The sequence below is a fragment of the Microvirga sp. CF3016 genome (assembly GCF_036314085.1).
GTDB lineage: Bacteria > Pseudomonadota > Alphaproteobacteria > Rhizobiales > Beijerinckiaceae > Microvirga.
In genome coordinates, this window is the sequence record NZ_JAYGGM010000018.1 from 14,378 (window position 1) to 36,428 (window position 22,051).

19 protein-coding genes and 1 tRNA gene are annotated in these 22,051 nt (G+C 64.0%); all 20 read left to right on the forward strand.

Annotation, left to right across the window (positions count from 1 at the left end; translation table 11 throughout):
• The first annotated feature begins 30 nt into the window (after positions 1-30).
• Positions 31-107 (forward strand) — tRNA-Trp (locus tag VB672_RS21595).
• A 163-nt stretch (positions 108-270) separates the two neighbouring features.
• The gene (gene secE / locus VB672_RS21600; RefSeq protein ID WP_173945259.1) at positions 271-471 is read left to right on the forward strand and encodes a preprotein translocase subunit SecE; all 201 of its coding nucleotides are present in this window, start codon (positions 271-273) and stop codon (positions 469-471) included.
• Positions 472-483: 12 nt separating this feature from the next.
• Positions 484-1,017 (forward strand): transcription termination/antitermination protein NusG, encoded by a 534-nt coding sequence (gene nusG, locus VB672_RS21605; protein WP_329786281.1) that lies wholly within the window; start codon positions 484-486, stop codon positions 1,015-1,017.
• A 171-nt stretch (positions 1,018-1,188) separates the two neighbouring features.
• A complete protein-coding gene (gene rplK / locus VB672_RS21610) occupies positions 1,189-1,617 on the forward strand; it encodes a 50S ribosomal protein L11 (protein ID WP_262273332.1) in 429 nt (142 codons plus the stop codon).
• Positions 1,618-1,627: 10 nt separating this feature from the next.
• The gene (gene rplA, locus VB672_RS21615) at positions 1,628-2,329 is read left to right on the forward strand and encodes a 50S ribosomal protein L1 (protein ID WP_329786282.1); all 702 of its coding nucleotides are present in this window, start codon (positions 1,628-1,630) and stop codon (positions 2,327-2,329) included.
• A gap of 185 nt (positions 2,330-2,514) precedes the next feature.
• Positions 2,515-2,937: a YciI family protein gene (locus VB672_RS21620; protein ID WP_329786283.1), complete on the forward strand. Its 423-nt coding sequence runs from the start codon at positions 2,515-2,517 to the stop codon at positions 2,935-2,937.
• A gap of 48 nt (positions 2,938-2,985) precedes the next feature.
• Positions 2,986-4,269: an RNA polymerase sigma factor gene (locus VB672_RS21625; RefSeq protein ID WP_329786284.1), complete on the forward strand. Its 1,284-nt coding sequence runs from the start codon at positions 2,986-2,988 to the stop codon at positions 4,267-4,269.
• A gap of 448 nt (positions 4,270-4,717) precedes the next feature.
• On the forward strand, positions 4,718-5,236 hold the full coding sequence (gene rplJ, locus VB672_RS21630) for a 50S ribosomal protein L10 (RefSeq protein ID WP_329786285.1): 519 nt from the start codon (positions 4,718-4,720) through the stop codon (positions 5,234-5,236).
• A 52-nt stretch (positions 5,237-5,288) separates the two neighbouring features.
• Positions 5,289-5,666 (forward strand): 50S ribosomal protein L7/L12, encoded by a 378-nt coding sequence (gene rplL, locus VB672_RS21635; RefSeq protein WP_329786286.1) that lies wholly within the window; start codon positions 5,289-5,291, stop codon positions 5,664-5,666.
• 245 nt (positions 5,667-5,911) lie between these two features.
• On the forward strand, positions 5,912-10,042 hold the full coding sequence (gene rpoB / locus VB672_RS21640) for a DNA-directed RNA polymerase subunit beta (protein WP_329786287.1): 4,131 nt from the start codon (positions 5,912-5,914) through the stop codon (positions 10,040-10,042).
• Between the two features lie 109 nt (positions 10,043-10,151).
• Positions 10,152-14,327 carry a DNA-directed RNA polymerase subunit beta' gene (gene rpoC / locus VB672_RS21645; protein WP_329786288.1) on the forward strand — a complete coding sequence of 1,392 codons (4,176 nt, stop codon included), beginning with the start codon at positions 10,152-10,154 and terminating at the stop codon, positions 14,325-14,327.
• A gap of 585 nt (positions 14,328-14,912) precedes the next feature.
• Positions 14,913-15,284 carry a 30S ribosomal protein S12 gene (gene rpsL / locus VB672_RS21650; protein ID WP_009764294.1) on the forward strand — a complete coding sequence of 124 codons (372 nt, stop codon included), beginning with the start codon at positions 14,913-14,915 and terminating at the stop codon, positions 15,282-15,284.
• Positions 15,285-15,311: 27 nt separating this feature from the next.
• Entirely contained in the window at positions 15,312-15,782 is a 471-nt protein-coding gene (gene rpsG / locus VB672_RS21655) for a 30S ribosomal protein S7 (protein ID WP_036358330.1), read from the forward strand.
• Between the two features lie 19 nt (positions 15,783-15,801).
• A complete protein-coding gene (gene fusA, locus VB672_RS21660; protein ID WP_329786289.1) occupies positions 15,802-17,877 on the forward strand; it encodes an elongation factor G in 2,076 nt (691 codons plus the stop codon).
• 45 nt (positions 17,878-17,922) lie between these two features.
• On the forward strand, positions 17,923-19,113 hold the full coding sequence (gene tuf, locus VB672_RS21665; protein WP_329786280.1) for an elongation factor Tu: 1,191 nt from the start codon (positions 17,923-17,925) through the stop codon (positions 19,111-19,113).
• Positions 19,114-19,181: 68 nt separating this feature from the next.
• Positions 19,182-19,490 (forward strand): 30S ribosomal protein S10, encoded by a 309-nt coding sequence (gene rpsJ, locus VB672_RS21670; RefSeq protein WP_009764298.1) that lies wholly within the window; start codon positions 19,182-19,184, stop codon positions 19,488-19,490.
• A 48-nt stretch (positions 19,491-19,538) separates the two neighbouring features.
• Positions 19,539-20,267 (forward strand): 50S ribosomal protein L3, encoded by a 729-nt coding sequence (rplC, locus tag VB672_RS21675; protein WP_329786290.1) that lies wholly within the window; start codon positions 19,539-19,541, stop codon positions 20,265-20,267.
• Positions 20,267-20,887 (forward strand): 50S ribosomal protein L4, encoded by a 621-nt coding sequence (gene rplD / locus VB672_RS21680; RefSeq protein WP_329786291.1) that lies wholly within the window; start codon positions 20,267-20,269, stop codon positions 20,885-20,887. The genes rplC and rplD overlap by 1 nt, the downstream gene beginning before the upstream one ends.
• Entirely contained in the window at positions 20,884-21,180 is a 297-nt protein-coding gene (locus VB672_RS21685) for a 50S ribosomal protein L23 (protein WP_036358344.1), read from the forward strand. The genes rplD and VB672_RS21685 overlap by 4 nt, the downstream gene beginning before the upstream one ends.
• A gap of 20 nt (positions 21,181-21,200) precedes the next feature.
• Complete coding sequence (gene rplB / locus VB672_RS21690; protein WP_329786292.1) at positions 21,201-22,037, forward strand: 50S ribosomal protein L2; 837 nt, start codon at positions 21,201-21,203, stop codon at positions 22,035-22,037.
• Positions 22,038-22,051 lie beyond the last annotated feature (14 nt).

Below are 22,051 nucleotides of genomic sequence, written 5' to 3' on the forward strand. Positions count from 1 at the left end.
GGCGGGACCCCGCCACCTGTTGACCGCCGGAGGAGTGTAGCTCAATCGGCTAGAGCACCGGTCTCCAAAACCGGGGGTTGGGGGTTCGAGTCCCTCCACTCCTGCCAGCGGTCGACAAAGCGGGCGTTTTGCGTTAGAGAGGCGCCCCGTAGATGGTTTGAACAGGTGGCGCGAGGCTCGAAAGCAGCCTCGCGCCCCTTCAATTTGGGCTCAAGCGTGCCCTTAGAGGACGTTCGCAGCCGCTCTCAAGGTGATGTGGACGCAAGGGAAATGGCGAAGACGAACCCGTTCGATTTCATACAGCAGGTCCGCTCGGAAGCCGCGAAGGTGACCTGGCCGACGCGCAAGGAGACCATGATCACGACCGCAATGGTGTTCGTGATGGTGGTGGTTGCCAGCCTGTTCTTCCTGGTCGTCGATCAGGCGATCGGCTGGGGCGTCCGCTCGGTGATCCTTGGGCTTGGCGGTTAAGGGGCGAATGCAATGACGAAGCGTTGGTATATCGTCCACGCCTATTCGAACTTCGAGAACAAGGTCGCCCAGTCGATCAAGGACCAGGCGGCTCAGCGCGGCCTGGAAGACAAGTTCGACGAGGTCATGGTCCCGACCGAGAAGGTCGTCGAGGTGCGCCGCGGCCGCAAGGTCGACACGGAGCGCAAGTTCTTCCCGGGCTACGTGCTGGTGAAGTGCGATCTGACCGACGAGGTCTACCACCTCATCAAGAACACGCCCAAGGTGACGGGCTTCCTGGGCGCCGACAAGTCCAAGCCGGTTCCGATCCCGGATCGTGAGGCCGAGCGGATCAAGGGCCAGGTGGCCGAAGGTGTCGATCATCCGAAGCCGTCCGTCAGCTTTGAGGTCGGCGAGCAGGTCCGCGTCTCCGACGGTCCGTTCGCCTCGTTCAACGGCGTCGTCGAGGAAGTCGACCACGCCCGGGCCCGCCTCAAGGTGGCGGTCTCCATCTTCGGCCGCGCGACGCCGGTCGAACTCGAATACGGTCAGGTCGAAAAGGTCTGACCGGAAGGGAAGTGGCACCTGTCCGGTGGCACTTTCCAGGCCCCTTGAGAGGGGCTTTCATCCGCGGGAGGTCTGCCCGGTCGCCAGCCGGGACGAACAGGCTGCACCGCGATCTGCAACTGCCATTCCGCTCGGTTGGCGCCGGGCGGTTGGTCCATTGGGAGCAGTCCTATGGCAAAGAAAATCTCGGGCTACGTTAAGCTTCAAGTGCCCGCAGGCGCAGCCAACCCGTCGCCGCCGATCGGTCCGGCGCTCGGTCAGCGCGGCCTGAACATCATGGAATTCTGCAAGGCCTTCAACGCGAAGACCTCGCAGATGGAGAAGGGCACCCCGATCCCGGTGATCATCACCGCGTATCAGGATCGTTCCTTCACCTTCGAGATGAAGCAGCCCCCGGTCTCGTACTTCCTCAAGAAGGCGGCGAAGATCGACAAGGGTTCGCAGACCCCCGGCAAGGGCGGCAATGTCGGCCGCGTGACCCGCGACCAGATCCGCGAGATCGCCGAGAAGAAGATGGTCGATCTCAACTGCGACACCGTTGAATCCGCCATGGCCATGATCGAGGGCTCCGCGCGCTCGATGGGCATGGAAGTGGCGTAAGGAGGGCATGATGGCTGTGAAAGAAGGTAAGCGCATCCGCGCGGCCCGCGAGGGCATCGAGGTCACCAAGCTCTACCCGATCCAGGACGCGGTGAAGCTGATCAAGGAACGCGCCAAGGCGAAGTTCGACGAGACCATCGAGATCTCGATGAACCTCGGCGTCGATCCCCGCCACGCCGACCAGATGGTCCGCGGCGTCTGCAACCTGCCGAACGGCTCCGGCCGGACGGTCCGCGTGGCCGTGTTCGCCCGCGGCGCCAAGGCCGACGAGGCCAAGGCTGCCGGTGCCGACGTGGTGGGCGCCGAGGACCTCTTCGAGGTCGTCAACGGCGGCACGATCGATTTCGATCGCTGCATCGCCACCCCGGACATGATGCCGCTCGTCGGCCGTCTCGGTAAGGTTCTCGGCCCGCGCGGCCTGATGCCGAACCCGAAGGTCGGAACGGTCACCATGGACGTGAAGGGCGCCGTCGAGGCGGCCAAGGGCGGCGCCGTCGAGTTCCGCGTCGAGAAGGCCGGCATCGTCCATGCCGGCATCGGCAAGGCCTCGTTCGACGAGGGCAAGCTCGTGGAGAACATCAAGGCTTTCGCCGATGCGGTCTCCCGGGCAAAGCCCACCGGCGCCAAGGGCACCTACATCCAGCGCGTGGCGATCTCCTCGACGATGGGCCCGGGTGTGAAGGTCGATCCCTCCTCGGTGATCGGCGGCTGATCAGCCCCATTGCCATGAACGTTGGAAAAGCCCGGCCTCTGCGCCGGGCTTTTTCTTTTCCGAATCCCATTTCGGGCGCTCCTGGCGCAAAAAAGTTTCGGCAGGATGTCGATCCGGCCGCTGCCCGTTCGTCGTAGGAACAGGAGAGCCCGTACGGCCTCCCTGGAGCACAAGGAGATGAGACGATGCGCGTGATGGTATTGGTCAAGGCCACCGAGGACAGCGAAGCGGGCGTCATGCCCACGGCCGAACTCCTCGAGGCCATGGGCCGGTTCAACGAAGAGCTGGTCAAGGCCGGCGTCCTTCTGACTGGGGACGGACTTAAGCCGTCCTCGCAGGGCAAGCGGGTCGCCTTCGACGGCCCGAGCCGCACCGTGATCGACGGCCCCTTCGCCGAAACCCGCGAACTCGTCGCCGGATTTTGGGTCTGGGAGGTCAAGGACATGGCCGAGGCAGTCGAGTGGGTGAAGCGCTGTCCGAACCCGATGTTCGGCCCGAGCGAGATCGAGATCCGTCCATTTTACGAAATGGCGGATTTCGGCGACGTCGTGACCCCGGAAATCGCCGAGCGGGACAAGCAGCTCCGCGCGAAGACCCCTGGGCTTTGAGCCCGTCCTTTGCCTGGCCAGGAATCCGACGACCTCTAGCGTAAGACCATGACCACCATCGAAACTCACCAGACGATCGAGGCGATCTTCCGGATCGAGCGGGCGAGACTCATTGCCGGTCTCGCCCGGATGGTGCGCGACGTAGGTCTGGCCGAAGAGCTAGCGCAGGACGCCTTTGTCGTCGCTCTGTCCGAGTGGACGAAGACGGGAGTGCCGGCCAATCCCGGCGCCTGGCTGACCGCCGCGGCCAAGCGCCGGGCCATCGACCTCCTGCGAAGGGACCGGATGCTCGCGCGCAAGCATGCCGAGATCGGCCGGGACCTGACGGAGGAGGACGAAGCGGGCATCGCGGCGATCGAGGCTGCCATGGACGACGATGTCGGCGACGAACTCCTGAGCCTGATCTTCATCGCCTGTCACCCGATCCTGTCCCGAGAGGCGCGGGTCGCTCTGACCCTGCGCCTGATCGGCGGGCTGACGACGGACGAGATCGCCCGCGCCTACCTCTCCAGCGAAGCCGCCGTCGCCCAACGGATCGTCCGCGCCAAGAAGACCCTGGCCAAGGCAGGCCTGTCCTTCGAGGTGCCGCGCGGCGAGGAACGGCGAAAGCGCCTCGTTTCGGTCCTGGAGGTCATCTACCTGATCTTCAACGAGGGGTACTCGGCAACCGCCGGCGAGGATCTCATCCGTCCGGCCCTGTGCGCCGAGGCCCAGCGGCTGGGACGCATCCTGGCCGGACTGGCGCCCGAGGAGCCCGAGGTCTTCGGCCTCCTCGGCCTCATGGAGATCCAGGCCTCCCGCCTGGCAGCCCGCGTCGGGCCACAGGGAGATGCAATTCCCCTGACCCAGCAGAACCGGGCGCTGTGGGACCGCCTTCTGATCCGGCGGGGCCTCGCCGCGCTTGAGCGCGCCGAGGCATTGGGCGGTGCCGCCGGACCCTATGCGCTCCAGGCCGCACTTGCCGCCTGCCACGCCCGCGCCCGCAGCGCGGAGGAGACGGACTGGCCGAGGATCGCCTCGCTCTACGACATCCTTCGCTCGGTCATGCCTTCGCCGGTCGTCGACCTCAACCGGGCGGTGGCGCACAGCATGGCGTTCGGCCCGAAAGCCGGCCTGGCGCTCCTGGACGCCATCGACGAGGCTGCCCTGCGCGATTATGCGCCACTGCCGGCGGCAAGGGGCGATTTCCTGTTCCGGGCCGGTCGGATGGCCGAAGCCAAGGTCCAGTTCGAGCGCGCGGCGGGGCTCAGCCGCAACGGGCGCGAAAGGGCGTTCCTTCTGGGTCGAGCCGAGGCTTGCGCAATCGAGGGCGCTACACCATATCGCAAATAAGCGGCCTGGAAGCTGCCAAAGCCGGCAAAAAAGCCTCTTGGCAAATGCTTCAGAAAGGCTTAATAGAACGCGTTGAGTTTCCAACATATGCCGAGGCTCCGCTTTTGCGCGTGCCTCTGGCTGCTAATCCGTCCCGGAGACGGGACGGTGACAAGCCGGCGAGCCAAAGGGTGACCTTTGGCGCGTTCCGGCTATGTCCTGTCCGAGACTGCAGGTGCCGGCTTGCCGGTTTAATTCGAAAGGGCCTGCATAGACGGGGAAGCCGAGTTTAACACCTGTTCAACGCAGGTGACGAGAGTCGGTTCGAACCATCTCACCCGGTGCGCCGCCAGGCGTCATTTGGGGGACAGGGCTTGCGAGAGCGTCGTTCAAGATGCCTCGGATGCAAGTCCGGGCCTTGAGCGGCAAATGCAACCGGCGGATATTCCCGCCAACCGGAGAGAGCCCAGTGGAAAGAGCAGCAAAGCGCGAGCTCGTCTCGACTCTCAACGACGTGTTTAGCACCACGAGCGTTGTCGTCGTCGCCCACTATGCTGGCCTCACGGTCGCCGACATGCAGAAGCTGCGCGCGCAGATGAAGCAGGCCGGTGCCACCGTGAAGGTCGCAAAAAACAGCCTCGCCAAAATCGCTCTCGAAGGCAAGGACGTCGCGTCCATCTCGGGCCTCATGAAAGGTCCGACCCTGATCGCTTATTCAAACGATCCGGTCGCGGCGCCCAAGGTCGCTGTTGATTTCGCCAAGGCTAACGAGAAACTCGTGATCCTCGGCGGCGCAATGGGAACGACCGCCCTGAACGTGGACGGAGTGAAGGCGCTTGCCACTCTGCCGTCCCTCGACGAACTGCGCGGCAAGCTGGTCGGCCTCATCCAGGCTCCGGCTACGAAGATCGCTCAGCTCAGCACTGCGCCGGCGGCCAAGCTCGCCCGCGTATTCGGGGCCTATGCCAAAACAGGCGAAGCGGCGTGAGGCCGTAACCTCAACCATCAAACCGTTCGAACCGAACTTAAGGAATTAAGAAATGGCTGATCTTGCCAAGCTCGTTGACGATCTTTCGTCGCTGACCGTTCTCGAGGCCGCCGAGCTCTCGAAGATGCTCGAAGAGAAGTGGGGCGTTTCCGCTGCTGCGGCTGTTGCCGTCGCTGCTGCTCCCGGCGCCGCAGCTGGCGCTGCTCCTGCTGAAGAGCAGACCGAGTTCACGGTCGTCCTGGCTGCTGCCGGCGACAAGAAGATCGAGGTCATCAAGGAAGTCCGTGGCATCACGGGCCTGGGCCTGAAGGAAGCTAAGGACCTCGTCGAGGGCGCGCCGAAGACCGTCAAGGAAGGCGCTTCCAAGGACGAAGCCGAGAAGATCAAGGCGACCCTCGAGAAGGTCGGCGCCAAGGTCGAGCTTAAGTAATTTTGCGGCCCTTCAGGGTCGCAGGATTACCCCCGAGAAATCGGGGCTCAAAAACACACGGTCCCAGGCATTTTTGCTTGGGGCCGTTGTGTCGTCAAAGAGGCCGGGCTTCTTTGGCGGCGTTTTGGAAGGGCTCGCAACGAGCCCGGATTGGTTCGAAATCCGGCGCATTTCGCCGGGCGGCTAATCGAGGAGCCTGACCCACCGGGGTTCTCGATTAGCCGTGTATGAGGAACGAGGTCCAGATGGCCAACACACTGATCGGCCGGAAGCGCATTCGCAAGTTCTTCGGGAAAATCAAGGAAGTGGCGGAGATGCCGAACCTGATCGAGGTTCAGAAGGCATCCTACGACCAGTTCCTGATGGTCGAAGAGCCAAAGGGTGGCCGGCCGGAAGAGGGCTTGCAAGCCGTCTTCAAATCGGTTTTCCCGATTTCGGACTTTTCGAATACTGCCCTGCTCGAGTTCGTGAAGTACACGTTCGAGCCGCCGAAGTACGACGTGGACGAGTGCCGCCAGCGGGGCATGACCTTCGCGGCGCCGCTCAAGGTCACCTTGCGCCTCATCGTGTTCGATGTGGACCCGGATACCGGCGCCCGCTCCGTGAAGGACATCAAGGAGCAGGACGTCTACATGGGCGACATGCCGCTCATGACCGACAACGGCACCTTCATCGTGAACGGCACCGAGCGCGTCATCGTCTCTCAGATGCACCGCTCCCCTGGCGTGTTCTTCGACCACGATAAGGGCAAGACGCACTCCTCGGGCAAGCTGCTGTTCGCCGCGCGCATCATCCCGTACCGCGGATCCTGGCTCGACATCGAGTTCGACGCCAAGGACATCGTCTACGCGCGCATCGACCGCAAGCGTAAGATCCCGGCCACGTCGCTGCTCTATGCCTTGGGCCTCGACGGGGAGGAGATCCTCAACACCTTCTACAACCACATCGCCTATACCCGCGACGGCGACGCCTGGTCCGTGCCGTTCGATGCCGAGCGCATGAAGGGCTTCAAGGCCTCCGTGGATCTGGTCGATGCCAAGTCCGGCGAGGTCGTGCTCGAGGCCGGCAAGAAGCTGACGGCGCGCGCCGCCCGCCAGCTTGCCGAGAAGGGCCTCAAGAACCTGCGCGCGACAGACGAGGACCTCTACGGCCAGTACATCGCGGAAGACCTCGTGAACCCCTCCACCGGCGAGATCTATGCCGAGGCGGGGGACGAGATCACCGAGAAGCTGCTGAAGGGCCTGCTCGATGCCGGCTTCACCGAGATCCCGGTGCTCGACATCGACCACGTCACGGTCGGTCCGTACATCCGCAACACCCTGGCCGTGGACAAGGCTTCCTCCCGTGAGGACGCCCTGTTCGACATCTACCGCGTCATGCGCCCGGGTGAGCCGCCGATCCTCGAGACGGCGGAGGCGATGTTCAACTCGTTGTTCTTCGACGCCGAGCGCTACGACCTCTCGGCGGTCGGTCGCGTGAAGATGAACATGCGTCTCGACCTCGACGCCGAGGACACCGTGCGCACCCTGCGCCGCGAGGACATCCTCGCGGTCACGAAGGCGCTCGTGGACCTGCGCGACGGCAAGGGCGAGATCGACGACATCGACCACCTCGGCAACCGCCGCGTGCGCTCGGTCGGCGAGCTCATGGAGAACCAGTACCGCCTGGGTCTGCTGCGCATGGAGCGCGCGATCAAGGAGCGCATGTCGTCGGTCGACATCGACACCGTCATGCCGCAGGACCTGATCAACGCGAAGCCTGCGGCTGCCGCCGTGCGCGAGTTCTTCGGCTCCTCGCAGCTTTCGCAGTTCATGGACCAGACGAACCCGCTCTCCGAGGTCACGCACAAGCGTCGCCTTTCGGCCCTCGGCCCGGGTGGTCTGACCCGCGAGCGCGCCGGCTTCGAAGTGCGCGACGTGCACCCGACGCATTACGGCCGCATCTGCCCGATCGAGACGCCGGAAGGCCCGAACATCGGTCTGATTAATTCCCTCGCGACCTTCGCCCGCGTGAACAAGTACGGCTTCATCGAGACGCCGTTCCGCCGCGTGCGCGACAGCCGCGTGACGGACGAGGTGATCTACCTCTCCGCCATGGAAGAGGCGAAGTACAACATCGCCCAGGCCAACTCGCCGCTCGACGGCCAAGGGACCCTGACGGAAGAGCTCGTGATCTGCCGCCGCGCCGGTGAAAACATCGTCGTGGCTCCCGATCGCGTCGACCTGATGGAAGTGTCGCCCAAGCAGCTGGTGTCGGTTGCGGCCGCGCTCATCCCGTTCCTCGAGAACGACGACGCGAACCGCGCTCTCATGGGCTCGAACATGCAGCGCCAGGCCGTTCCTCTGGTCCAGGCGGACGCTCCGTTCGTCGGCACCGGCATGGAAGCGGTCGTGGCCCGGGACTCGGGTGCCGCCATCGCGGCCCGCCGCACCGGCGTTGTCGATCAGGTGGACGCGACCCGTATCGTTATCCGCGCGACGGAGAACACGGATCCGACCCGTCCTGGCGTCGACATCTACCGCCTGCAGAAGTTCCAGCGCTCCAACCAGTCGACCTGCATCACGCAGAAGCCTCTGGTGCGCGCCGGCGACCTCGTGCGCAAGGGCGACATCATCGCCGACGGTCCTTCGACCGAATACGGCGAGCTGGCGCTAGGCCGGAACGTGCTCGTCGCGTTCATGCCCTGGAACGGCTACAACTTCGAAGACTCGATCCTGCTCTCGGAGCGGATCGTGAAGGAAGACGTCTTCACCTCGATCCACATCGAGGAGTTCGAAGTGATGGCCCGCGACACGAAGCTGGGTCCTGAGGAAATCACGCGCGACATTCCGAACGTGTCGGAAGAGGCGCTGAAGAACCTCGACGAGGCCGGCATCGTCTATATCGGCGCCGAGGTCCATGCGGGCGACATCCTCGTCGGCAAGATCACGCCGAAGGGCGAGAGCCCGATGACGCCGGAAGAGAAGCTTCTGCGCGCCATCTTCGGCGAGAAGGCTTCCGACGTTCGCGACACGTCGCTGCGCGTGCCCCCGGGCGTGACCGGCACCATCGTCGAAGTCCGCGTCTTCAACCGGCACGGCGTCGACAAGGACGAGCGCGCCCAGGCCATCGAGCGCGAGGAGATCGAGCGTCTCGCGAAGGACCGCGACGACGAGCAGGCGATCCTCGACCGCAACACCTATGCGCGCCTGGCCGAGATCCTCTCGGGCCGGAGCGCCGTTGCGGGCCCGAAGGGCTTCAAGAAGGACACGAAGATCACCCGCGAGCTCCTCAACGAGCACCCGCGGTCGCAGTGGTGGCAGTTCGCGGTCGAAGACGATGCTCTGATGACCGATATCGAGGCCATGCAGAAGCAGTACGACGAGTCGAAGAAGCGCCTCGAGCAGCGCTTCCTGGACAAGGTCGAGAAGCTGCAGCGTGGCGACGAGCTGCCTCCGGGCGTCATGAAGATGGTCAAGGTCTTCGTGGCCGTGAAGCGCAAGATCCAGCCGGGCGACAAGATGGCCGGCCGTCACGGCAACAAGGGTGTCGTGTCGCGCATCGTGCCGATCGAGGACATGCCGTTCCTCGAGGACGGCACCCACGCGGACATCGTGCTCAACCCGCTCGGCGTGCCGAGCCGCATGAACGTGGGTCAGATCCTCGAGACCCACCTCGGCTGGGCTGCTGCCGGTCTCGGCAAGCAGGTCGCGCAGGCGGTCGACGCCTACATGAAGTCGGGCAAGTCCAACGCGCTGCGCGAGCAGCTCGTGTCGATCTACGGCAACCTGCCGGAAATCGAGCAGGCCTCGGACGAGGAGCTGGTCGAGCTCGGCAACAAGCTGCGTCGCGGCGTTCCGTTCGCCACGCCCGTCTTCGACGGCGCGAAGGAGGCGGACATCGAAGCCATGCTCGAAAAGGCCGGTCTGAACCCCTCGGGTCAGGTGACGCTCTACGACGGCCGCACGGGCGAGCCGTTCGACCGCAAGGTGACCGTGGGCTACATCTACATGCTGAAGCTCCACCACCTCGTGGACGACAAGATCCACGCTCGCTCCATCGGCCCCTACAGCCTCGTCACCCAGCAGCCGCTGGGCGGCAAGGCCCAGTTCGGCGGCCAGCGCTTCGGCGAAATGGAGGTCTGGGCTCTGGAGGCTTACGGCGCCGCCTACACGCTGCAGGAAATGCTCACGGTCAAGTCGGACGATGTGGCCGGCCGTACGAAGGTCTACGAGGCCATCGTCCGCGGCGACGACACCTTCGAGTCGGGCATTCCGGAGAGCTTCAACGTTCTCGTGAAGGAAATGCGCTCGCTCGGCCTCAACGTAGAGCTGACCAACTCCAAGCGCGCAGCCAACGAGGCGGAGCAGCTGCCTCCGTCCGAGGCTGCCGAATAAGCGCGCAGGCGCTCCAAGTTTGACGTTCGGCCGCGGCTTTCCTGCCGCGGCCCCATGCAATTGCCGGTGAGGGTGCTTATGTCAGCGCCCTTCAGCCCAGGAGACGGCGATGAATCAAGAGGTCATGAATCTCTTCAACCAGACGGCCCAGCCGCAGAGCTTCGATCAGATCAAGATCTCGATCGCGAGCCCTGAGAAGATTCTGTCCTGGTCCTACGGCGAGATCAAGAAGCCGGAGACCATCAACTACCGTACGTTCAAGCCCGAGCGCGACGGCTTGTTCTGCGCGCGCATCTTCGGTCCCATCAAGGACTACGAGTGCCTGTGCGGTAAGTACAAGCGCATGAAGTACAAGGGCGTGATCTGCGAGAAGTGCGGCGTCGAGGTGACGCTGGCCCGCGTCCGTCGCGACCGCATGGGCCACATCGAGCTCGCCGCGCCCGTCGCTCACATCTGGTTCCTGAAGTCCCTGCCGAGCCGCATCGGTCTGCTGCTCGACATGACCCTGAAGGATCTGGAGCGCATCCTCTATTTCGAATCCTACATCGTCGTCGATGCGGGCCTGACGCCCCTCAAGGACCGTCAGCTCCTCACCGAGGAGGAGTACATCCGCGCTCAGGACGAGTACGGTGAAGATTCCTTCACGGCCATGATCGGCGCGGAGGCGATCCGGCGGATCCTGCAGGAGCTCGACCTCGAGAAGACCGCGCAGGAGATCCGCGAGGAGATCGCCGTCACCACGTCCGAGCTGAAGCCCAAGAAGCTCATGAAGCGCCTCAAGATCATCGAGGCGTTCGTCCAGTCGGGCAACAAGCCCGAGTGGATGATCATGACGGTCGTTCCGGTGATCCCGCCGGACCTGCGTCCGCTCGTGCCGCTCGACGGCGGCCGCTTCGCGACCTCGGACCTGAACGATCTCTACCGCCGCGTCATCAACCGCAACAACCGCCTGAAGCGCCTGATGGAGCTGCGTGCGCCGGACATCATCGTCCGCAACGAGAAGCGCATGCTCCAGGAGGCGGTCGACGCCCTGTTCGACAACGGCCGCCGCGGCCGCGTCATCACGGGCGCCAACAAGCGTCCGCTGAAGTCGCTCGCCGACATGCTGAAGGGCAAGCAGGGCCGCTTCCGCCAGAACTTGCTCGGCAAGCGCGTCGACTACTCGGGCCGTTCGGTCATCGTGGTCGGTCCTGAGCTCAAACTGCACCAATGCGGCCTGCCGAAGAAGATGGCGCTCGAGCTGTTCAAGCCGTTCATCTACGCCAAGCTCGACGCGCGCGGCCTGTCCGCCACCGTCAAGCAGGCCAAGAAGCTCGTCGAGAAGGAGAAGCCTGAGGTCTGGGATATCCTGGACGAGGTCATCCGCGAGCATCCGGTGCTCCTGAACCGCGCTCCGACGCTCCACCGCCTCGGCATCCAGGCCTTCGAGCCCACCCTCATCGAGGGCAAGGCGATCCAGCTGCACCCGCTCGTCTGCGCCGCGTTCAATGCGGACTTCGACGGCGACCAGATGGCCGTCCACGTGCCGCTCTCGCTGGAGGCTCAGCTCGAAGCCCGCGTGCTGATGATGTCGACGAACAACATCCTGCACCCGGCCAACGGTCAGCCGATCATCGTGCCGTCGCAGGACATCGTTCTCGGCCTCTACTATCTCTCCATCGTCTCCGACGGCCAGCCCGGCCAGGGCAAGGCCTTCGCCGACATGGGCGAGATCGAGCATGCCCTGAACGAGAAGGTCATCACGCTCCACACGAAGATCCGCTACCGCTGGGAAGGGATCGGCGAGGACGGCCAGCCGGTCTCCAAGATCGTCGACACTACCCCCGGCCGCGTGATGCTCTCGCGTCTCCTGCCCAAGCATCCGGCCCTGTCCTTCGACGTCGTGAACAAGCTCATGACCAAGAAGGAGATCTCCAACATGATCGATGCCGTGTACCGGCATTGCGGTCAGAAGGAATCGGTGATCTTCTGCGATCGCATCATGGGCCTCGGCTTCTACAATGCGTTCAAGGCCGGCATCTCGTTCGGCAAGGACGACATGGTGATCCCGGAGAACAAGTGGCAGATCGTCGAGGAGACCCGTGCTCTCGCGAAGGACTACGAGCAGCAGTACCAGGACGGCCTCATCACCCAGGGCGAGAAGTACAACAAGGTTGTCGACGCCTGGGCGAAGTGCTCCGACCGTCTCGCTGCCGAGATGATGAACCGCATCTCCACGGTTCAGAAGGACGAGCACGGCCGCGACAAGCCGGTCAACTCGATCTACATGATGTCCCACTCGGGCGCCCGTGGTTCGCCGGCTCAGATGAAGCAGCTCGCGGCCATGCGCGGCCTCATGGCCAAGCCGTCGGGCGAGATCATCGAGACGCCGATCATCTCGAACTTCAAGGAAGGCCTCGACGTTCTCGAGTACTTCAACTCGACCCACGGCGCCCGTAAGGGTCTGGCCGACACCGCGCTCAAGACGGCGAACTCGGGTTACCTGACCCGCCGCCTCGTAGACGTGGCGCAGGACGCGGTCATCCGTGAGCCGGATTGCGGCACCGAGAAGGGCATCAAGATGCGGGCCATCATCGACGCCGGCCAGGTGGTCGCGTCGCTGGCTTCCCGCATCCTCGGCCGCTCGACGGCGGAGGACCTGGTCGCCCAGGACGGCACCGTCATCGTTCCGAAGGGCACGATGATCGAGGAGCATCATCTCGAGGCGATCGGCGCTGCCGGGATCCAGGAGGTGAAGATCCGCTCCGTGCTCGTCTGCGAGTCGAAGAACGGCGTTTGCGCTACCTGCTACGGCCGCGACCTGGCCCGGGGTACCCCGGTCAACCATGGCGAGGCCGTGGGCGTCATCGCGGCGCAGTCCATCGGCGAGCCGGGCACGCAGCTCACCATGCGTACCTTCCACATCGGCGGCGCGGCCCAAATCGCCGACTCGTCCTTCATCGAGTCGAGCTTCGAGGGCAAGATCGGCTTCCGCAATAAGAACATTGCGCGCAACTCCGACGGCGACCTCGTCGTCATGGGCCGCAACGTGGCTGTTGTGATCATCGGCCAGGATGGCGCCGAGAGGGCGGTTCACCGCCTGCAATACGGCTCCCGCCTGAAGGTGGACGAGGGCGATACGATCAAGCGCGGCCAGCGCATCGCCGAGTGGGATCCGTATTCCCGTCCGATCCTCACCGAGATCGACGGAACGGTGGGCTACGAGGACCTGGTGGACGGCGCATCGATGATCGAGTCGATGGACGAGTCGACCGGCATCGCCAAGCGTGTGGTCATTGACTGGCGCGGTTCCCCGCGTACGGCGGACCTGCGTCCGGCGGTGGTCATCCAGGGTGCCGGCGGCAAGGTTGCCAAGGTCGCCCGTGGCGGCGACGCCCGCTACCTGCTGCCGGTGGACGCGATCCTTGCGGCCGATCCGGGCTCCAAGGTCAAGGCCGGCGACATCCTCGCCCGCGTCTCGACCGAGAGCGCCAAGACCCGCGACATCACGGGCGGTCTGCCGCGCGTAGCGGAGCTGTTCGAGGCCCGTCGTCCGAAGGACGCGGCCATCATTGCGGAGAAGTCTGGCACGATCCAGTTCGGCCGCGACTACAAGAGCAAGCGTCGCCTGACGCTGAACCCGCACGATGGCTCCGAGCCGGTGGAGTACCTGATCCCGAAGGGTAAGCACATCCACCTGCAGGACGGTGACGTGGTCGAGGTCGGCGACTTCATCGTCGACGGCAACCCGGCTCCGCACGACATCCTGGCGATCAAAGGCGTCGAGGAACTGGCCGCTTACCTCGTGAACGAGATCCAGGAGGTCTACCGCCTCCAGGGCGTGCTCATCAACGACAAGCACATCGAGGTGATCGTTCGCCAGATGCTGCAGAAGGTCGAGATCACCGAGGGCGGCGACTCCGAGCTGCTCACGGGCGAGCAGGTCGATCGTCTCGAGTTCGAGGAGATCAACGAGCGCCTCGTGGCCGAGAAGAAGAAGCCTGCCGAAGGCGTGCCGGTTCTTCTCGGCATCACCAAGGCCTCGCTGCAGACCCGCTCCTTCATCTCGGCGGCGTCCTTCCAGGAGACCACCCGCGTCCTCACCGAGGCGGCGGTCAACGGCAAGGTCGATACCCTCGAGGGCCTCAAGGAGAACGTCATCGTCGGCAGCCTGATTCCGGCCGGCACAGGCGCGCTCACCGCTCAGATCAAGGCCGTGGCGACCCATCGCGACGAGCTGATCCTGCAGCAGAAGCGCTCCGAGTCCCAGGCTCAGGTCAGCGAGCTGCCTCCAGCGGCCGAATGAGCTGCAAGGCTTGATTAAGATAGGAAAGGCCGCCTTCGGGCGGCTTTTCCGTTTCTCCGGCCTGAGCGGCCAAGCCGCCGCTCAGGCCGGCTTGGCCTTAAGGTAGGGTGGGGGCAGGATCTAGGCTCTTAGAAGTGTAGGGGGCGCCCTTTCTGCCCTTGCCGGAGGCCGTGAGACTGCCCACATGGGAACTAAGCCCGGCACCGAGCCTCTACCGAGCCTCTGAAGTCGGAACCTTTCCGATTGGTTAGCGGAAGCCTGTTGACTTTCCGCGACTCGGACGCTACAGAGACCGGACTTTCCGGCTGGCCGTAGGTTTTCGCCAGTCGAAGCGCCTAGCTTCGACGGATGCCACCTAAACGCTGCCGAACTCAACCTTGACTGACACATGTCAGATTTAGGGCACGACCGCGGTGATAAAGATCGTGGTCCTCTGCAATCGCACCGCGCCAGGGGCTTACCAAAGTCAATGGCGTGGCTTCGTTTTGTGCAACCCAAAAGGTCCGCAGAAGCGAAGTGCGGCGTTCAACCGTTGAAGACACTCAGAAGGCCACCGGGTCGGTGGCTGGTGAAAGAGGGCACAGGATGCCAACGATCTCTCAGCTGATCCGCAAGCCGCGGACGGCGCAAAAGAGCCGGAACAAGGTCCCCGCGCTTGAGGCCTGCCCGCAGAAGCGCGGCGTGTGCACGCGCGTTTATACGACCACCCCGAAGAAGCCGAACTCGGCTCTCCGTAAGGTCGCCAAGGTTCGTCTGACGAACGGGTTTGAAGTCATCGGGTACATCCCGGGTGAAGGTCACAACCTTCAGGAGCACTCCGTGGTCATGATCCGCGGCGGCCGCGTGAAGGACCTTCCGGGTGTCCGCTACCACATCCTCCGCGGTGTCCTCGACACCCAGGGCGTGAAGAATCGTAAGCAGCGTCGTTCAAAGTACGGCGCGAAGCGGCCGAAGTAAGCCGTCAACTGTTATTGAGGTCAGCTCATGTCCCGCCGCCACAGCGCCGAAAAGCGTGAGATCATCCCGGATCCGAAGTTCGGGGATATCGTCGTCACGAAGTTCATGAACTCCATCATGTACGACGGCAAGAAGTCCGCAGCCGAAAGCATCGTCTACGGTGCCTTCGACTCGATCGAGAGCCGCGCCAAGGCGAACCCGCTCGAGGTCTTCAAGCAGGCCCTCGACAACGTCGCTCCGGCAATCGAAGTGCGCTCCCGCCGCGTCGGCGGTGCGACCTACCAGGTCCCGGTCGAAGTTCGCGCCGAGCGCCGTCAGGCTCTCGCGATCCGCTGGATCATCCAGGCCGCCCGCGGCCGCAACGACAAGACCATGGTCGAGCGCCTCTCCGCCGAGCTGCTCGATGCCTCCAACAACCGCGGCAATGCCGTGAAGAAGCGCGAAGACACCCACCGTATGGCGGAAGCCAACCGTGCGTTCTCGCATTACCGCTGGTAACGGCCTGAGGAGCTGAGCGATGCCCCGCACGCACGCGATTGAGGACTACCGCAATTTCGGCATCATGGCCCACATCGATGCCGGCAAGACCACCACGACCGAGCGCATCCTGTACTACACCGGTAAGTCCCACAAGATCGGTGAAGTGCACGAGGGTGCCGCCACCATGGACTGGATGGAGCAGGAGCAGGAGCGTGGCATCACAATTACGTCTGCTGCCACCACCTGCTTCTGGAACGGCAAGCGCCTGAACATCATCGACACCCCCGGCCACGTCGACTTCACCATCGAAGTCGAGCGCTCGCTGCGTGTGCTCGACGGCGCCGTCTGCGTTCTCGACGGCAACCAGGGCGTCGAGCCCCAGACCGAGACCGTGTGGCGCCAGGCCGACAAATACGACGTTCCGCGCATTGTGTTCGTCAACAAGATGGACAAGACCGGCGCCGACTTCTTCAAGTGCGTCGCCGACATTATCGACCGCGTGGCCGGCAAGCCCGTCTGCCTCCAGCTGCCGATCGGCTCCGAGAGCAACTTCCAGGGCGTGATCGACCTTATCAAGATGAAGGCGATCGTCTGGAACGGCGAAGCTCTCGGCGCTTCCTTCAGCGAGGAGGAGATCCCGGCCGACCTGAAGGATCAGGCTGTCGAGTATCGCGGCAAGCTGATCGAGGCTGCTGTCGAGATGGACGATGAGGCCATGATGGCCTACCTCGACGGCCAGGAGCCGGACGAGGCGACCCTGCGCCGCCTGGTTCGCACGGCCGTGCAGCGTCGCGCCTTCCACCCGGTCCTTTGCGGTTCGGCGTTCAAGAACAAGGGCGTTCAGCCGCTCCTCGACGCCGTCGTCGACTTCCTGCCGTCCCCGGTCGACCGTGGCGCTGTCGAAGGCATCGACTTCAAGACCGAGGAAGAGACCGTCCGCAAGCCGTCCGACGAAGACCCCTTCGCCATGCTCGCCTTCAAGATCATGGACGACCCCTTCGTCGGCACCATCACCTTCTGCCGCGTGTACTCGGGCAAGGTCGAGGCCGGTTCCTCGATCCTGAACTCGACCCGCGACAAGAAGGAGCGCGTCGGCCGCATGCTTCTCATGCATGCGAACAACCGCGAGGACATCAAGGAAGCCTATGCCGGCGACATCGTCGCTCTGGCCGGCCTCAAGGAAGTCCGCACCGGCGACACGCTCTGCGACCCGAACAAGGCCGTGATCCTCGAGCGCATGGAGTTTCCCGAGCCCGTCATCGAGATCGCGATCGAGCCGAAGTCGAAGGCCGACCAGGAAAAGCTGGGTCTGGCTCTCTCGAAGCTGGCTGCCGAGGATCCGTCCTTCCGCGTCTCCACCGACCAGGAGTCGGGCCAGACGATTCTGAAGGGCATGGGCGAGCTTCACCTCGACATCAAGGTCGACATTCTCCGTCGTACCTATAAGGTCGATGCGAATATCGGCGCTCCGCAGGTCGCTTACCGCGAGACGATCACGAAGAAGGCCGAGATCGACTACACCCACAAGAAGCAGACCGGCGGTACGGGCCAGTTCGCTCGCGTGAAGCTGGTCGTTCAGCCGAACGAGCAGGGTGCAGGCTTCTCCTTCGAGTCGAAGATCGTCGGTGGTGCGGTTCCGAAGGAATACATCCCGGGCGTCGAAAAGGGCCTCCAGTCGGTCGTGGGCGCCGGCGTGATCGCCGGCTTCCCGGTGGTCGACCTCAAGGTCGAGCTCATCGACGGTGCCTTCCACGAAGTCGACTCGTCGGCTCTGGCCTTCGAAATCGCTTCTCGCGCGGCTCTCCGTGAGGCTCTCCAGAAGGGCGGATCGGTTCTGCTCGAGCCGGTGATGAAGGTCGAGGTCGTGACCCCCGAAGACTACACGGGATCGGTCATCGGCGACCTGAACTCCCGTCGTGGCCAGATCCAGGGTCAGGACATGCGCGGCAACGCCGTGGTCATCAACGCGATGGTCCCGCTCGCCAACATGTTCGGCTACGTCAACACCCTGCGCTCCATGAGCCAGGGCCGGGCCAACTACACCATGCAGTTCGACCACTACGAGCAGGTGCCGTCGAACGTGGCTGCCGAGGTTCAGGCGAAATACGCCTGAACCCACTAAGCAAATATTTGAACGATCAAAGGAACGGGTGCCACGATGGCGAAGGAAAAGTTTGAGCGGACGAAGCCGCACTGCAACATTGGGACGATTGGTCACGTGGACCATGGCAAGACGTCTCTGACGGCGGCGATCACGAAGGTTCTGGCGGAGTCGGGCGGGGCGACGTTTACGGCCTACGACCAGATCGACAAGGCGCCGGAGGAGAAGGCGCGCGGCATCACGATCTCGACCGCGCACGTGGAGTACGAGACCACGAACCGGCACTATGCCCACGTGGACTGCCCCGGTCACGCCGACTACGTGAAGAACATGATCACGGGCGCGGCCCAGATGGACGGGGCGATCCTGGTGGTGTCCTCGGCCGACGGCCCGATGCCGCAGACGCGCGAGCACATCCTGCTGGCCCGTCAGGTGGGCGTGCCGGCGCTTGTGGTGTTCATGAACAAGGTCGACATGGTCGACGACGCCGAGCTGCTCGACCTGGTTGAGCTCGAGGTGCGCGAGCTTCTGTCGAAGTACGACTTCCCGGGCGACGACATTCCGATCGTGAAGGGCTCGGCCCTGTGCGCTCTGGAAGACCGTTCGCCTGAGATCGGGCGCGACCGGGTGCTTGAGCTGATGGCCGAGGTGGACCGCTACATCCCGCAGCCGGAGCGTCCGGTGGACCAGCCGTTCCTGATGCCGATCGAGGACGTGTTCTCGATCTCGGGCCGCGGCACGGTGGTGACGGGTCGCGTGGAGCGCGGCATCATCAAGGTGGGCGAGGAAGTGGAGATCGTGGGTCTGCGCGACACGCAGAAGACCACGGTGACGGGCGTGGAGATGTTCCGCAAGCTGCTCGACCAGGGCCAGGCGGGCGACAACGTGGGCGTTCTTTTGCGCGGCACGAAGCGCGAGGACGTGGAGCGCGGCCAGGTGCTGTGCAAGCCGGGCTCGATCAAGCCGCACACGAAGTTCAAGGCCGAGGCCTACATCCTGACGAAGGAAGAGGGTGGCCGTCACACGCCGTTCTTCGGCAACTACCGGCCGCAGTTCTACTTCCGCACGACGGACGTGACGGGCGTGGTGACGCTGCCTGAGGGCACCGAGATGGTGATGCCGGGCGACAACATCACCATGGAAGTGACGCTGATTGCCCCGATCGCCATGGAAGAGAAGCTGCGCTTTGCCATCCGCGAAGGCGGCCGGACCGTCGGCGCCGGCGTCGTCGCCGCCGTGATGGATTGATTTTTAGAGGATCAAAGGACAGCGGCCGGGTCTCGGTCCGGCCGCTTCCCTTGTTGAATGGATAAGCCATGAACGGTCAAAACATTCGTATTCGCCTTAAGGCGTTCGACCACAGGATCCTCGACGCTTCGACACGCGAAATCGTGTCGACCGCGAAGCGGACCGGCGCTCAGGTTCGCGGGCCCATCCCGCTGCCGACGCGCATCGAGCGCTTTACGGTGCTTCGCTCGCCGCACATCGACAAGAAGTCGCGCGAGCAGTTCGAGATGCGCACTCACAAGCGTGTTCTCGATATCGTGGACCCCACCCCGCAGACGGTTGATGCTCTGATGAAGCTCGATCTCGCTGCTGGTGTGGACGTGGAAATCAAGCTCTAAGCCTTCGGGGCTTGGAGCCTTCGGTAGACACGCCGAGAGGATACGCACATGCGCTCAGGCGTCATTGCACAGAAAGTCGGGATGACCCGCATCTTCACGGATGCCGGCGAACATGTCCCGGTCACGGTTCTGAAGGTCGACAGCTGCCAGGTCGTCGCCCACCGGACCAAGGAAAAGAACGGCTACACGGCGCTGCAGGTCGGCGTCGGCAAGGCCAAGGTGAAGAACGTTTCGAAGGCTGAGCGCGGCAGTTTCGCCGTTGCGAAGGTCGAGCCGAAGCGCAAGCTCGCGGAGTTCCGCGTCTCCGAGGATGCTGTCATCCCGGTCGGCGCCGAGATCACCGCTGACCACTTCATTGCCGGTCAGTTCGTGGATGTCACGGGCATCACGACCGGTAAGGGCTTCGCCGGCGGCATGAAGCGCTGGAACTTCGGCGGACTGCGCGCCACGCACGGCGTGTCGGTCTCCCACCGCTCGATCGGTTCGACCGGTGGCCGCCAGGATCCGGGCAAGACGTTCAAGAACAAGAAGATGCCGGGTCACCTGGGCGTTGAGCGCGTCACCACGCAGAACCTGCGTGTCGTGTCGACCGACGTCGAGCGCGGTCTGATCCTTGTCGAGGGCGCCGTTCCCGGCGTGGCCGGCGGATGGATCTTCGTCCGCGACGCAGTAAAGCGCAAGCTGCCCAAGGAAGTGCCGATGCCCGGCGCATTCCGCACGGCCAACGACGCTGCACCGGTCGCCCAGGCTGAGCAGGCCCAAGAGGAGAATGCGTGATGAAGCTTGATGTCACCACGCTCGAAGGCGCCAGCGCCGGTTCGGTCGACCTGAACGAGGCCATTTTCGGTCTCGAGCCGCGCGCCGACCTGCTGGCCCGTTGCGTCCGCTGGCAGCTTGCGAAACGCCAGGCCGGTACGCATGCCGTGAAGAATCGTTCGGACATCGACCGGACGACCAAGAAGGTCTACAAGCAGAAGGGCACCGGCAGCGCCCGCCACGGCGCCGCGAGCGCTCCCCAGTTCCGGGGCGGCGGTCGCGCCTTCGGCCCGCAGGTCCGCAGCCATGCTCACGACCTGCCCAAGAAGGTTCGCGCCCTTGCTCTGAAGCATGCGCTCTCGTCCAAGGCCAAGGACGCTTCGCTCGTCGTGATCGACGACGTGAAGCTCGCCGAGCCGAAGACGAAGGCTCTCATCGAGCGCTTCGGCAAGCTCGGCCTCGGCAACGCGCTCATCATCGGCGGCGCCGAGATCGAGACGAACTTCCAGCGGGCTGCTCGCAACATCCCGAACATCGACGTCCTGCCGGTGCAGGGCATCAACGTCTATGACATCCTGCGTCGCGAGAAGCTCGTTCTCACGAAGTCGGCTGTCGATGCGCTGGAGGCGCGTTTCAAATGAGCCTGGACCCGCGCCATTACGATGTGATCGTAAGCCCGGTCATCACCGAGAAGGCCACGACCCTGTCCGAACAGAACAAGGTCGTCTTCAAGGTGCGGCTGGATGCGACGAAGCCGCAGATCAAGGAAGCGGTTGAGAAGCTGTTCGATGTCAAGGTGAAGAGTGTCAACACGCTCGTCACCAAGGGCAAAGTGAAGATGTTCCGCGGCACCCGCGGCCAGCGGTCGGACGTGAAGAAGGCGGTTGTAACCCTCGCTGAGGGCCAGACCATCGACGTCACGACGGGCCTCTGATCGGACGAGAGAGTGATCCGATGGCTTTGAAAACATTCAAACCAATCACCCCCGGCCTGCGCCAGCTGGTGATCGTCGACCGCAGCGAGCTCTACAAGGGCAAGCCGGTCAAGAAGCTGACGGAGGGCAAGAGCTCCTCCGGCGGCCGCAACAACCTGGGTCGCGTGACCGTCCGCTTCCGCGGCGGTGGTCACAAGCGCACCCTCCGTCTTGTCGACTTCAAGCGTCGCGCCCGTCTGGGCGATGTGGCGACCGTGGAGCGGATTGAGTACGATCCGAACCGCACCGCCTTCATCGCTCTGATCCGCTACGCCGACGGCGAGCAGTCCTACATCCTGGCCCCGCAGCGTCTGGCTGTCGGCGATCAGGTGTCGGCCGGCGAGCAGGTCGACATTAAGCCGGGCAACGCGATGCCGATCGGCAACATGCCGGTGGGAACGATCATCCACAATGTCGAGCTGAAGATCGGCAAGGGGGGCGCTCTCGCCCGCTCCGCCGGCACCTACGCTCAGATCGTGGGTCGTGACCAGGGCTACGTGACGGTCCGCCTGAACTCCGGTGAACAGCGCCTAGTCCATGGACTGTGCTTCGCCAGTGTCGGTGCGGTGTCGAACCCGGACCACATGAACACCTCGATCGGTAAGGCTGGTCGTAACCGCTGGCTCGGCAAGCGTCCGCACAACCGCGGCGTCGCCATGAACCCGATCGACCACCCGCACGGTGGTGGTGAGGGTCGCACCTCCGGTGGTCGTCATCCGGTGTCCCCGTGGGGCGTACCGACCAAGGGCAAGAAAACCCGTTCGAACAAGCGGACCGACAAGTTCATCGTGTCGAGCCGCCACGCTCGGAAGAAGTAAGGATAGAGGCACGT